This window comes from Mucilaginibacter lappiensis, from assembly GCF_050433765.1.
Classification (GTDB): domain Bacteria; phylum Bacteroidota; class Bacteroidia; order Sphingobacteriales; family Sphingobacteriaceae; genus Mucilaginibacter; species Mucilaginibacter lappiensis_A.
Genome location: NZ_JBNPWP010000001.1, coordinates 972,952 through 986,216, shown reverse-complemented (window position 1 = coordinate 986,216; position 13,265 = coordinate 972,952). Strand labels below are relative to the sequence as shown.

Sequence of the window (13,265 nt, the reverse complement as noted above, 5' to 3'; positions counted from 1 at the left end):
ATGAATTATACATTAAAACAAATGATAAACAGGTTTTCGTTAATTATACTAAGCGTTGCTATCCTGTTAGCGGGCAGTCAAAAAATTTATGCTCAGGCCGAATCAGCAAAAGAGGATGATTATTTTAAGATCATGAAGATACCTGCTCCCGAAGGTACTATACTGGAGGTGGGCGGTTTGTGTACCTTACCAAACGGTAGTCTTGCCGTAACAACGCGTCGTGGCGATATTTTTATAGTGGAGAACCCAACCAGTCAGCATCCTTATTTTCGCAAGTTCGCGTCGGGACTTCATGAGGTGTTGGGAGCTGCCTATAAGGACGGCGCCTTATATGTTGTGCAACGCGGCGAGCTCACCAAACTGGTTGATACCAATATGGATGGCAAGGCCGATGTTTTTGAAACCATTTATGCATGGCCATTATCCGGTAATTACCATGAATACAGCTTTGGGCCTAAAATAGCCCCCGATGGCTCCTTTTTTGTTACGTTAAACCTCGGCTTTCCGCCGGATTGGTGGCACCCTAAAAGTTTTGTGCCCTGGAGAGGATGGACGTTGAATATTAAAGAAGATGGCACCGTTACCCCCTGGGCGGCAGGTATGCGGTCGCCCTGTGGTATCAGTATGATTGATGGTGAACTCTGGTACAGCGATAACCAGGGTGACTGGGTTGGTTCAGGCAGTATCATGCAGGTTAAAAAGGGTGCCTTTATGGGCCATCCGTCAAGCCTGGTGTGGACGAATTTGCCAAACTCGCCATTAAAGCTTACAGCCGAACAGTTTTTTGCGAAAAACAATCCGCGGCTGGAGTTTGATAAGGCCGGGCAGCCTGTAAAACCGCAGGATGTGGTGAATGAAAAGTTTAAAACTGAATTTGAAGCTAAAAAGGAAATTCCCGAACTGCAATTACCCGCTGTTTGGTTGCCGCATGGCATATTGGGTATATCCAACTCCGAAATTGTGAAAATACCTGAAGGGGCTTTCGGGCCGTTTGCAGGCCAGTTATTGGTGTGCGACCAGGGCCAAAGTATGGTTGACCGTATTTTTTTAGAGAAGGTTAACGGCGAATACCAGGGTGCTGCCTGGGCTTTCAGAAGCGGTTTTCAGTCGGGAATTGTACGTTTGGCCTGGCTGCCCGATGGTTCACTGGCAACAGGGGAAACCAATCGTGGATGGGGATCTGCCGGCGAAGCGACCATGGGACTGCAGCGCCTGGTGTGGAATAACAAAGTTCCGTTTGAAATGAGGGCCATACGTGCCATGCCCGATGGGTTTGAGATTGAGTTTACCAAACCGGTTGATAAAAAAGTAGCTGCGGATATCGCATCGTATTCGGTAGAAAGTTATATCTATAAGTACCATGGTGTGTACGGAAGCCCGCCGGTAAATACTGCAAAATGCCCGATAACAGGTGTTAAAGTATCAGAAGATGGTTTAAAAGCCAGGTTGATCGTCAATAATTTGCGCAGGTATTATATACATACCATTACACTTAGTGGCATCCGCAATAAAGAAAACTATTTTAACCTGGTGCATCCTATAGCTTATTATACTTTGAATAATATTCCCGAAGGCCAAAAATTGTCGATGGCAGAGGTAAGCACAGTTAATTCAAAAAAAGTAACTAAATCCGCTAATATTAAAAAAGGTTCATCAGCCAAAACAGTGGCTTCTGTTTCGAAAGTAGCTGTTGCAGATAACGCAATTCCAAAATTTGAGGAAGTTAAGCTGCTGCTGGCAAAAAATACCTGCTTATCGTGCCATAACGTGAATAAGCGCCAGGTTGGCCCGGCTTATACTGATGTGGCTAAGCGTAAATACAGTGTAAACGAGCTGATACAACTGATCCGTAACCCAAAACCCGAACACTGGCCCGACTATTCAACCCCGATGCCGCCAATGCCACAGGTGCCTGTGCAGGAAGCCCGCAAAATTGCGCTCTGGATCAGATCGCTTGCTAAATAATTATATTATAATTATAATGGCAAACATTAAAATTACATAGGGTAGCTAAATTTTAGCTGCCCTATGTAATTTTTTCTATAATGAATGAACCGGATACTGATTGTACGTTCCGGAAGGCTCTACTATGCAAAACTTGTAACAATATTGTTCAGTTACCTTACTGTTTATACCGCTAACAAAAATGTTACCTGAATAATAATGTAATAATAAAGGTTTTTATCACTTTCGCTCACCCTGCTAACATAACCGGAAATTCATCCTTTTAAGGATGCCCGGGCACTTACATTAACCGAATCATTTATTGGTTTTTTAACTAATATCATCTTCATTTTTTTGGAGGGTGATGAACATGTTTTAGTATGGACAGGAGTCGCGTTTTTTTATTTATTTCTACATTGTTTTGTTTACCGGTGTTTGCCCGGGCTCAAAATAATCACTCAAACAATTTACCACCGGTTGTTCAGCCGGATACCAGCAAGAATATCCTGATCATTCCCCTGAATCCGCATGGTGCAGGGCAAGATAGTTCTGGTCAATTCTTAACACTTCAGCAATGTATTGATTATGCTATGCAGCATCAACCTGCATTAAATAAAGCATTGATCAATGTATCAGTTGCCAAAGCTACCAATGCCATCAATTTGGCTGGCTGGCTCCCGCAGGCCAGTGCCTCCGGTGATCTGATCCATTACATCCAAACCTCCAATAGCTCGGCGGCTATTACAACCGGCGGCACAGTAACACCCGGTGGAACCTCCACGGGCGCGTCAAGAGGGCAATACACCAATACTTTTATACCGGGCGTATCGGTTACACAGGCATTATTTAACCCCAGTTTGTTATATGCCGCTAAAAGTGCTCCTGTTTTTTTGAAACAAGCGCAACTGGTTACAGACAGTACTAAAATATTTCTGGTTTCTACAGTAAGTAAATCGTTTTATAATGTATTGCTCACACTCGAACAAATTAATGTACTGAAAGAAGATACCACCCGCCTGGGCAAAAATCTAAGAGATGCTTATCACCAATATAAAGGTGGTATTGTTGACGAAACAGATTATGAACAGGCAGCCATCACCTTAAATAACTCAAAGGCCCAGTTAAAACAGGCTAATGAAAATGTGGTTCCGCAATATGCTGCTTTAAAGCAACTAATGGGCTTTTCGCCCGAAAAAGAGTTTAATGTAAGCTTTGATACCGTACAAATGATAAAAGGTATCTATATAGATACCACACAGCAGTTACAGTATGAAAAGCGAATTGAGTTCCAGCAAATTAAAACAAATAAAGACCTGCAAGGGCAGCTTGTAAATTATTACAGGACCTCGTTTTTACCAACAGTATCCGCGTTTTACAATTATAACTTGGCCTATGAAAATAACAGATTTTCAAACCTGTTATCAAACTCCTACCCGAGCTCATTAGTAGGTCTGTCGTTTAATATACCAATTTTTACAGGTTTTTCAAGACTGCATAATTTACAAAAGGCCAAATTGCAGCAACAGCTGATAGGGTGGGATGAAGCAGACCTAAAGCTACAAATCAATAAAGAATATACAACAGCTTTAGCCAGTTACAAAGGCAATTTTTATAACCTGCAGCTGCTGCAAAAAAATGTAGCTATGGCCAGGCGGGTTTATTTTGTTGTGACCTTACAATACAAGCAGGGCATAGTTCCCTATTTAAATGTAATTACTGCCGAATCTAACTTAATTACTTCCGAAATAAGCTATTTAAACGCGTTATTCCAGGTGCTTTCCAGTAAAGTAGACCTGCAAAAAGCTATGGGAAGTATTTCTTATTAATATATCAAATAAAAACATGCCTCTATGAATAGAGTAATTTTAAGTACCGTTTTAATTAGTTGCGTGGCCGTAATGGCTTGTACAAAAAAGCAACCGCCATCAAATCCTGAGGTACCTGTTAGTTTATTAAAGTTAAAAACGCGAAACGTTTTATACTATGACAAATATCCGTCAACAACCGCGGCGTTGAGCCAGGTTAGCCTGCTGCCGCAAATACAGGGTGCAATTACGAATATATTTTTTACGGAAGGCACGTACGTTAAAAAAGGACAGAAATTATATGAGATAGATGAGCGTATTTATCGCGACAACTATGATGCTGCAGTTGCTAATCAAAGGGTAGCAGAGGGCAACCTTGCACAGGCCCAACAGGATGCTGACCGCTATGAATATCTGAATACATATAATGCAGTTGCCAAGCAGTTGTATGATCATGCCATCATCACACTGCAAAATTCAAAGAGCGCTGTTAAATCGGCCGAAGAAACTGTTAAGACGGCGAAAACTAATTTAAATTATGCTATTGTAACTGCTCCGTTTGACGGAACCATTGGATTTAGCCAGGTAAAGCTGGGTGATGTGGTTACCGCGGGTTCAACAGTATTAAATACTATTTCAACCAATGATCCTATCGCGGTTGATTTTATCATCAATGAAAAGCAATTGTCTCATTTTGAAAAGCTTCAGAGCGGCAAACCGGTAACCGATTCGTTATTTACCATTTTACTGCCTGATAATACGCTGTACCCTTACACCGGAAAGATCTCGGTGATTGACCGTGCCGTTGATTCGCAAACAGGAGCCATCAGGATCCGGCTTGTATTCCCGAATCCTAAAAACAATTTAAGAGTAGGAATGAGTTGTGTGGTAAGGGTGCACAATGAAGAAACCACACCTCAAATGGTATTGCCAAATAAAGCGGTTGTGGAGCAAATGGGCGAATATTTTGTATTTGTTGCGAAAGATAGCGTGATCAATAACCCCAAAGCACAAACAGATACCGGAAGAATAAAACATAAGATGCTGGCATTTCAAAAAAAGGTACAGGTTGGACAAACGATAGGGCCAAACGTAATTATAAAAAGTGGTGTAAACCCTGGCGACAGGATAGTGACCGATGGTGTACAGCTGCTTCATGATGGTTCACAAATTACTACAGCAAACAAAGTGGGTCCATCAGCAGGTGGTAAAGGCGGCCGCGGATAATAAATGATTACACAGGCGCTTCTGTGTTAAGATGAATGATTATATATGATAGCTAATACCTTCATTAAAAGACCCATAACGGCTATAGTTATATCTATTGTACTGGTAATTACCGGTACAGTATGTATCCTGCTTTTGCCGATAGATCAATACCCTGATATTACCCCGCCAATTGTACAGGTAAACGGCCAGTTTACAGGAGCTGATGCGCAAACGGTTGAACAAACAGTAGCCACGCCTATTGAAGAGCAGGTAAATGGTACCCCCGGCATGGAATACATGCAAAGTAACAGTACCAATAACGGGCTGATGTCAATGAATGTAACCTTTAAAATTGGTACCGATATTGATGTTGCCGCGCTTGATGTGCAAAATCGGGTGAGTATTGCCACCCCCTTGTTGCCGGCAGTGGTAAGCCGTTTGGGGTTAACCGTTAGAGCGGTAAATCCAAGTATGCTGATGATGGTTGCCATATATGCACCCAAAAACACGCATAATGTTACTTTTTTGGATAACTACACCAATATTTTTATTCAGGATGCTTTATCACGTGTACCAGGTGTAGGAACTATTAATAGGTTTACTGATGATTTTAGTATGCGTATATGGATGAATCCGGAGAAAATGGCATCATACAGTTTAACCCCTGCCGATGTTATTGCTGCTCTTAATGCGCAAAACGTACAGGTTGCGGCCGGAACGGCTGGTGTACCTCCGCAGTCGTCCAGTCAAACCTATGAGTTAGGCATTTTGGTAAACGGAAGGTTGAGCAAAGTATCTGAGTTTGAAAATATTATTGTTAAAACTATTCCTAAAACCGGAGAGCTGGTTTACCTGAAAGATGTAGCGAGGGTTGAGCTGGGTAAATTTACTTTCTCAAGTAACTCTTTTGTTGATGGTCACAGGGCGTCATACCTGCAAATTTATCAGGCGCCTGGCAGCAACGCACTCGAAACAGCTAAGGGAATTTATGATGCATTGGCTAAGCTAAAACAAACTTTCCCTGCCGATGTGGAATACAGCGTTCCATTTGAATCGGTTACGGTTGTGAAGGTGTCTATGCAGGATGTTGTTGGAACGTTGTTAAAAACATTAGGTTTAGTGGCAGTTGTGGTGTTCCTTTTTCTGCAAAACTGGCGTTCTACGTTGATACCTGTTCTTGCAATTCCGGTATCTATTTTTGGTACATTCTGCTTTTTTATCCCCCTGGGCTTTACCATTAATACGCTAACTATGTTTGGTTTTGTGCTGGCCATCGGTATTGTGGTAGATGACGCCATTATTGTTGTAGAAGCAGTACAGCATTATATCGACCATGATAAGATGTCGCCCAAGGAAGCTACCTATCAGGCCATGAAAGATATATCGGCGCCGGTTGTGGCTATCGCACTCATTCTGGCAGCTGTGTTTGTTCCGGTTGGTTTTATTCCGGGTATAGTGGGACGTTTATACCAGCAGTTTGCTATCACTATAGCTATATCTGTAATGATATCAGCATTTATAGCATTGTCATTAACTCCTGCGCTTTGTACTTTATTATTAAAACCTACAGACCCAAGCAAACAGAATACAGGATTAAATAAATGGTTTAATAAATTCAATGCCTGGTTTGACCGGGTTACGGCCAAATATACTCGTGGTGTAAAAAAGAGCATCCAGGGTTCAAGATACATACTGATCCTGTTACTATGTATTTGTATAGGTACTTACTTTATGTTTCAGGGAAAACCATCGGGGTTTATACCGTCTGAAGATGATGGAAACCTGTATGTTACTTTCCAGTTACCTCCGGCCTCATCAACTGCTGCTTCGGTTGATGCCATGTCAAAGCTGATGCATGTAATTGGGACAACGCCCGGTGTTGCCCATTATGCGGCACTATCAGGCCTTAATGTGGTTACCAATGCAAGTAACTCCAATAGCGGTACCATTTATTGCCAGTTGGCCCCATGGGATGATCGCACCAAATCAAGCGAACAAGTGCCCGGAATTATTGGTGTATTGAAAAAGCGTATTGCTGATGCCGGTATTAATAATGCCAATGTACAGGTGGTGCAGCCGTCACCATTACCGGGTGTAGGTACAACTGTAGGTTTCAGCATGCAAATTGAACAGCGCAGTACAACAGATGATGTGCATGCATTTGAAAAAGTAGTAAATGATTTTGTAGCAGAGGCTAACAAAACGCCTGGGATAGCTAAGGCCAACAGTTATTTTACAGCGCATACCCCGAATGTTAATTTAACCGTCGACCGTGAAAAATGCGAGAAACTTGGCGTTAACATAGCCGACGTATTCACTACCATACAGGCCTACATGGGTAGTTTGTACATTAATGATTTTACAACCTATAACCGTACCTTTCACGTAGTGGTACAGGCAGATACTGCATTCCGTACAAATGTATCTGACATGGATAAGTACTATGTGCGTAATCAGGTGGGTACTATGGTACCGCTTGGAACCCTGATCAGCAATAAGCCAACAGAAGCCGCACCGTTGATATCGCATTTTAATATTTTCAGAACTGCTGAAATTGACGGATCAAATGCCCCGGGTTACAGCAGCAGCCAGGCATTAGCTGCCCTGCAAAAATTAGCAGCCGAAAAGCTGCCGGAGGGTTATACCTATGAGTTTTCAGGCCTAAGTTATGAAGAACAAAAAGCCGGTTCAACTACTATATATATCTTCATATTCTCTATAACTTTTGTATTTCTTTTCCTGGCGGCGTTGTATGAAAGCTGGTCGGTGCCTTTTTCAGTATTGCTTGCGGTGCCTATTGGCGCGTTCGGTGCCATATTAGCATTATTGTTGGTTCCCGATCTTACAAACAATGTTTATGCGCAAATTGGTTTAATCACACTAATAGGGCTTGCAGCTAAAAACGCCATCCTGATTGTGGAGTTTGCCAAAGTACGTGTTGACAGGGGAGAAGATCTTTTACAATCAACGTTAGATGCGGTAAGCCTTCGTTTACGCCCAATTATCATGACATCACTCGCGTTTATTTTAGGTGTATTGCCTCTTGTTTTAGCAACAGGTGCAGGTGCCGTATCCCGAAGAACAATAGGTTATACCGTTCTTGGAGGGATGTTCGCGGCTTCCACCATTGCCATATTTGTTGTCCCTGTGCTATACGTAGTAATTACGCGCTTGTCATACGGTAAGGCCCGTTTGGAGTACCTAAAAGAGCATCATGAAGAGTTGATGGAAAAAGCCAGAAAAGTAGAGGCACAAAATATTGACCCTGAATTAGAATACGAAATCGCAAAATCACGCGATTTAAGTAAACCAGATCATATATGATTGCGAATACATTTATAAAAAGGCCTGTAACTGCAATCGTTATATCCATAGTTTTAATGATTGCGGGTACTATTTGCCTTTTCAATTTATCGGTAGATCAATATCCTAATATATCGCCTCCAAGTGTATCGGTTAATGGGTCATATACGGGGGCTGATGCCGAAACCGTTGAGCAAACTGTAGCCATTCCTATAGAGGAACAAGTTAATGGTACACCGGGTATGGAATACATGCAAAGTACCAATACCAATAGTGGTGGTATTGGTATGAGGATAACTTTCAATATTGGTACCAATGTACAAATAGCCGCGCTTAATGTGCAGAACCGGGTAGGAATAGCCAAGCCGATACTCCCCGCGGTAGTGAGCAAATTAGGATTAACCGTACGGGCAAGTAATCCCGATCAGCTGATGCTGATTGCTATTTATTCGCCAAAAAAAACGCATAATATAACATTTCTTGATAATTACACCTCTACGTTTATTCAGGATGCCATATTACGTGTGCCGGGAGTAGGTGATGTAAGTGCACGTACGGATAATTTTAGTATGCGCATTTGGATGAACCCCGAAAAAATGGCATCGTATCATTTAACTCCTGCAGATGTTTCAGCTGCTTTAGATGCCCAAAATGTATACGTGGCTGCAGGTTCTGCAGGAGCACCGCCTCAAAAATCATCGCAATCACACGAGATAGGTATACTGGTGAACGGTATGATCAACAAAGTGCCTGAGTATGAAAAAGTGATCGTAAAAACTATTCCATCAACTGGCCAACTGGTTTATTTAAAAGATGTAGCGCGGATAGAGTTGGGTAAGTTTACCTTTTCAAGCAATGCTTTTGCCGATGGTAACAGGTGCTCTACGATACAGGTTTACCAATCGCCGGGAAGTAATGCGCTGCAGACTGCCGAAAATGTATATGCCGAATTGGCTAAACTTAAAAAATCATTCCCTGCTGATGTTGACTACACCGTTCCTTTTGAATCAGTAACCATTATTAAGGTTTCCATGCAAGAGGTGATCGGTACTTTGTTAAAAGCGTTGGGCCTGGTTGCTATTGTAGTATTTCTATTTCTGCAAAATTGGCGCTCGTCATTGATCCCTATTTTAGCTATTCCGGTTTCCCTTTTATCCACTTTTTGTTTTTTCATCCCCTTAGGGTTTACCATAAATACCCTTACCATGTTTGGTTTTGTGCTGGCCATAGGAATTGTGGTAGATGATGCCATTATTGTGGTTGAGGCGGTGCAGCATTATATTGATGAAAAGGGAATGTCGCCCAAGGAGGCTACTTATCATGCCATGAAAGAAATTTCTGCACCGGTTGTAGCCATCGCGCTTATTCTGGCTTCGGTATTTGTACCGGTTGGTTTTATTCCCGGCATTGTAGGAAGGTTATACCAGCAGTTTGCCATAACCATTGCCATCTCTGTAATCATATCGGCATTTACTGCATTATCATTAACTCCAGCTTTATGCACATTGCTTTTAAGACCAAGCCATTTAAACAAAAAATCATCCAACTGGCTGGATAAGTTTTTTTATCGTTTTAACGGTTGGTTTGACCGGGTTACTTTTAAATACTCCAATGGCGTAAAAAGAAGTATAAAGAATGCTAAGTTCATAGTAATTATACTGGTGTGTATTTGTGTAGGGACCATCCTTTTATTTAAATCCAAACCATCGGGCTTTGTTCCGTCTGAGGATGGCGGACGCCTTTTTGTAACCTACCAATTACCCGAAGCTTCATCAACAACACAATCGGTTAACGTTATGGAAAAGTTGATGAAGATAGTAGGTTCCACTCCGGGAATACTGCATTATACGGCTATATCAGGTTTTAATATTTTAAACGGCGGAGCAAATTCAAATAATGGTTCCATGTTTTGTATGCTAACGCCGTGGGATGACCGTACCACACCAGAAACACAGGTGGCTGGTATAACCACAGCCATAAAAAAACGAATTGCCAAAGCCGGAATAAAAAATGCTAATGTGGTAGTAATTCAGCCGCCGCCAATTAGGGGTATTGGTCTTGCTGCCGGTTTTAGTATGCAAATTGAGGTAGGTAGTTCAACAGACGATGTGCATGCGTTTGAAAAAACGGTTCAGAAATTTGTGGCCGAAGCAAAAAAAATACCGGCTATATCCACCTCCTTCAGTTATTTTTCGGCACATACACCAAGCTTTGAGCTTACTGTTAATAGGGAGAAATGCCAAAAACTTGGGGTAAATATCTCTGATGTATTTTCAACCATGCAGGCCTATATGGGTAGCCTGTTTGTAAATAACTTTACCTTATATAACCGTACATACCACGTAGTTATTCAGGCTGATACTGCTTATAGGGCGTTGATAAGCAATATGAATAAATATTATGTGCGAAACCAGGCAGGTAATATGGTGCCACTGGGTAGTATTATTAATTACAAGCCTACGGTTGCTGCCCCGCTTATTTCGCATTTTAATATATTCCGTTCGGCAGAGGTTGACGGTGCCATACCTGAAGGCTACAGTAGCGGTCAGTCATTGGATGCTTTAAAAGCATTGGCTGCAAAAGTATTGCCGCGGGGTTATACTTATGAATTTTCGGGACTGAGCTATGAGGAAATAAAAGCGGGGTCAATTACTATATATATATTCCTGTTCTGTATAGTTTTCGTGTTTCTTTTTCTGGCTGCATTGTACGAAAGCTGGTCGGTGCCGTTTTCTGTAATGCTGGCAGTACCTATCAGTGCCTTTGGGGCCATAGTTGCCCTTACAAGCGTTCCGCAGCTTACCAATAATGTATACGCGCAGATAGGGTTGATCACGCTGATTGGCTTATCTGCCAAAAATGCCATCCTTATAGTTGAATTTGCCAAGATCAGGGTTGACCGGGGTGAAGAGTTGATCAAATCAACGCTCGAGGCAGTTAGATTACGTTTAAGGCCAATTATTATGACCTCATTGGCTTTCATCCTGGGCGTGCTGCCGCTTGCCCTGGCAACCGGGGCAGGAGCAGCTTCAAGAAACACTATAGGTGTAACCGTTTTAGGGGGGATGATAGCTTCCTCAACCATATCTATATTCATAGTGCCGGTTCTTTTTGTTTTATTCACTCGCTTCTCATACGGTAAAAAACAATTAGCCTGGCTACAAGAACACCATGAAGAGTTGATGGAAAAAGCCAAAAGAGTTGAGGAGCAAAATATTGATCCCGAACTGGAATATGATATCATGCTGGCTCATGCCGAGAATAAAGCATCGCGGGATGAACATGAAAAGGATAAAGAGGATAAAAAGCAGTAATATTAAAATTAAAGTTTATGGAAAGTGTTCAATTAATATCACATAGATTAAGAAAGATTAATTATTTATATAATAAAATGCTTTCAAAAGAACTGTCCGTTTTTAAACTGGATCATCACTTTGAAGTATTGATGGTATTGGCCACCCAGGAAACACCGGTGACGCAAAATAAATTGACAGAGTTATTACAGATTGATAAATCACGCACAGCGGTAATTGTTTTTGATCTTGAAAAGCGCGGACTTGTGCAAATAAAAATAAACCCCAACGACAGGAGACAACATTATGTTTCTCTTTCCCCGTCGGCTTTAACCTCCATACCGCATATTGAGGTAACCATTCAAAAGATCAATCAGCTGGCAGAGGCTGGCATAGAACAGCAAAAGTTAAGCACCTTTTTTGAAGTATCTCAAATGATCCAGCAAAACCTGGTAAGAATAGGAGTTAAAAACTAACCGCGATTTGTAAGCAAGCCGGCCACCTATGCTGTTCAAATTTACAGGCAGGCAGCCGGCTATAATTCATCACTTCTTTGTGAAGATAGCTTTCGGTAGCATGGCATGTACACCAACATTACCGTCAACCAGTTGTGTAATGTCCATATCTACTGCCACACTGCAAAGCATGTAAGCGTCTGCTTGTGATAGCTTCTTTTCTTCCATCAGATAGCTGATCATTTCGCGTAATGCAATATGTGTGGCAGCGTTTAAGTCCCTGTCACATCCCATTGTAATAACATGTGTTGCGGTTTCGGCCCTTGGCCAGTGCAGCGTTTGGCCTTTGTGTACAATAAATTCCAGATTGCCTATCAGTGAGGTTTCAATAGCAGTAATGTCTACTTCTCCATTACCCTGGGCGGCATGACCATCACCTATTTCAAAAAGCGCGCCTTTTACATGTACAGGAATAAAAAGCGATGAGCCTGCTACCAGTTCTTTGTTGTCCAGATTGCCTCCATGAATCCATGGCGGAGCACTGTTCCAACGGCCAGCTTCTTTGGGTGGTGCTACACCAACGCTTCCAAAAAACGGATGTAACGGAATATCAATGCCATCAGCAAAATGCCCGGTCATTTTTTTCTTATCAAGAGTAATCAGCTTCATTTTCCGGTCAAAAATTTCGTCAGATAAAAAACCGTTTTGACCGATGGCATTGTATCCGTAAGGTATGGCCAGTTCAATGGAATGAAAGCGTACCTCCAGCACATCGCCTGGTTCGGCGCCCTCAATATAAATGGGGCCTGTGAGCACATGCCCACCGGGGCCGCGGTCTTTAACGGTTTGCACATCACGCAATTCTTTTTCAACCTGATTTGGAGGAAGACCTGCTGCTTCCAGCCTTTCAGGGTTGGAGGTAAGCAGGGTGTGTACCTTCACGTAATCGCCTGACCGAATGTGGAGTACCGGGGGCATCTCTGACCAGTAACTACCCCATACCACCGTAGTGGGAGAGGCATTTAATACATGCGGGTTAGAAGCGGATCCTTTTTCCTGTGCCGCTGCAGAAAACGAGAACGCGATGCAGACAAGCCCCGCAAATAGTTTGAACTGATGTGTAAAAAGCATGATGTAACTTATAATTAACGCAGTAAATTTTTATACCTATACTTTATTATTAATATGCTGTTTCCTGTATACGGGTGCCATATGGGCACCGGCTAAGGAATGTGTTTAAGCTGAAAACCGATAAC

The 13,265-nt window shown here is 42.2% G+C and carries 7 protein-coding genes; 6 read left to right on the top strand and 1 reads right to left on the bottom strand.

Annotated elements, in window-relative coordinates; all coding sequences use genetic code 11:
• The 6 genes from M2273_RS03910 to M2273_RS03885 all read left to right on the top strand — a co-directional run bounded on the left by M2273_RS03910 (position 1) and on the right by M2273_RS03885 (position 12,030).
• On the top strand, positions 1-1,965 hold the full coding sequence (locus M2273_RS03910) for a c-type cytochrome (RefSeq protein WP_429393241.1): 1,965 nt from the start codon (positions 1-3) through the stop codon (positions 1,963-1,965).
• 359 nt (positions 1,966-2,324) lie between these two features.
• Positions 2,325-3,770 carry a TolC family protein gene (locus M2273_RS03905; RefSeq protein WP_429393238.1) on the top strand — a complete coding sequence of 482 codons (1,446 nt, stop codon included), beginning with the start codon at positions 2,325-2,327 and terminating at the stop codon, positions 3,768-3,770.
• Between the two features lie 24 nt (positions 3,771-3,794).
• The gene (locus M2273_RS03900) at positions 3,795-4,976 is read left to right on the top strand and encodes an efflux RND transporter periplasmic adaptor subunit (protein WP_429393235.1); all 1,182 of its coding nucleotides are present in this window, start codon (positions 3,795-3,797) and stop codon (positions 4,974-4,976) included.
• Positions 4,977-5,021: 45 nt separating this feature from the next.
• Positions 5,022-8,282, top strand: a complete 3,261-nt coding sequence (locus M2273_RS03895) for an efflux RND transporter permease subunit (RefSeq protein ID WP_429393233.1) — start codon at positions 5,022-5,024, stop codon at positions 8,280-8,282.
• Positions 8,279-11,575: an efflux RND transporter permease subunit gene (locus M2273_RS03890; RefSeq protein ID WP_429393231.1), complete on the top strand. Its 3,297-nt coding sequence runs from the start codon at positions 8,279-8,281 to the stop codon at positions 11,573-11,575. The genes M2273_RS03895 and M2273_RS03890 overlap by 4 nt, the downstream gene beginning before the upstream one ends.
• A 77-nt stretch (positions 11,576-11,652) precedes the next feature.
• Positions 11,653-12,030 (top strand): MarR family winged helix-turn-helix transcriptional regulator, encoded by a 378-nt coding sequence (locus tag M2273_RS03885; protein ID WP_429393229.1) that lies wholly within the window; start codon positions 11,653-11,655, stop codon positions 12,028-12,030.
• Between the two features lie 69 nt (positions 12,031-12,099).
• Here M2273_RS03885 and M2273_RS03880 read toward each other — a convergent pair whose 3' ends face one another.
• Positions 12,100-13,140 carry an acetamidase/formamidase family protein gene (locus tag M2273_RS03880; protein ID WP_429393226.1) on the bottom strand — a complete coding sequence of 347 codons (1,041 nt, stop codon included), beginning with the start codon at positions 13,138-13,140 and terminating at the stop codon, positions 12,100-12,102.
• Positions 13,141-13,265 lie beyond the last annotated feature (125 nt).